General features: G+C 67.0%; 1 protein-coding gene. It reads right to left on the reverse strand.

Annotated features, from left to right (window positions below):
* A partial coding sequence (locus IEW03_RS20245; protein WP_188525531.1) for an RHS repeat-associated core domain-containing protein occupies window positions 1–1,230 on the reverse strand: 1,230 nt, incomplete at both ends.

Consider the following 1,230-nt stretch of genomic DNA (forward strand, 5'->3'; position numbering starts at 1 on the left):
TGACCGTCTTCTCACACGATGTCGAGTGTGTGCAGGTGTCGTACTTACGCTTGTCGTTCTTCTGCCTCGGGTTGTACCCCACATGACCGGCACCGATCGGGATCATCCCCGACGGGTCCGACCACGTCAGCGGGTTGTTGTTCGCATACGAGTACGCGTTCCACTGCTGCGGATCCGTCAGATCCATCACCGGGTCCACGCTGATGAACCGGCCGATGCCCGGGTCGTAGTACCGCGCACCCACAGCCACCAGACCGGACGCATCCATCGACTTGTCCAGGAACCCGCGATCCCCGGTCCAGGACGCCGCCGTACCGCGCTCCTGCCCGAACGGGCCCGTGTACCGCCGCGAGAGCGTGTTCGACGCCTGGTCCACCTGCACCACCCCGGTGCCGTGATGATCCGCCACGACCGTCGTCAGCCCCGACGCCCTCGCACCCGTACGCACCGCAACCGTCTGCCCACCGAACTGGACGTACCGCCGCGCCGACACCGTCACACCAGAGCCCGAACCCGAAGCGGTCACCTCCGTCCCACCCGGCAAGAACAACGTCGTCTCCCCGCCCTCGGCACGCACCAAACGCTCACCATCGGCCGTATACACATACCGGCCCGTGACCCTCGACCCCTCAGCGACCTCGGCCAGCTCACCCTCCGCGTCCCACACGAGCGCCTGCGCCGCCTGACCCGCCACCTGACGCGACATCATGTTCCCCGACGCGTCATACCCGAACGACGACGACCCCGCCGAACCACCCGCCGAACCACCAGACGCACCACCCGACGCCGTCACCGACGACACCGCATGAGGCTGCACCGACCCCGCGTCCGGATACCCGTACGACAACGTCGTATCAACGCCATCCGAATCCGCGGCGTGCTCGACCACACTCGTACGATTACCCACCTCGTCGAACCGGTAGCTCGTCCAGTACCCCGCCACACCCCCGACACCCGCGACCGAGGGCTCCGCCGCACACCCCGTAGACGCCTGCGACCACGCCTGCGTCATACGACGCAACCCGTCATACTCGAAACACTGCACATCCGCAGGCTTGCCCTCGGGAGCATCAGCCACGCTCAGCACGTTCCCCGCCGCGTCATACGTGTAGTGCGCGTCGTAGTCCCACGTGCTGGCGCCGGCTCGCACCACCCACGAGTCCGTCAACCGCCGCGAGCCCTGCTCGTACGCCCAGTTCGCCTGCACCGGATAGTTCGACCCCAGGTCAG

It is taken from the genome of Isoptericola cucumis, assembly GCF_014635665.1.
Classification (GTDB): Bacteria; Actinomycetota; Actinomycetes; order Actinomycetales; family Cellulomonadaceae; genus Isoptericola; species Isoptericola cucumis.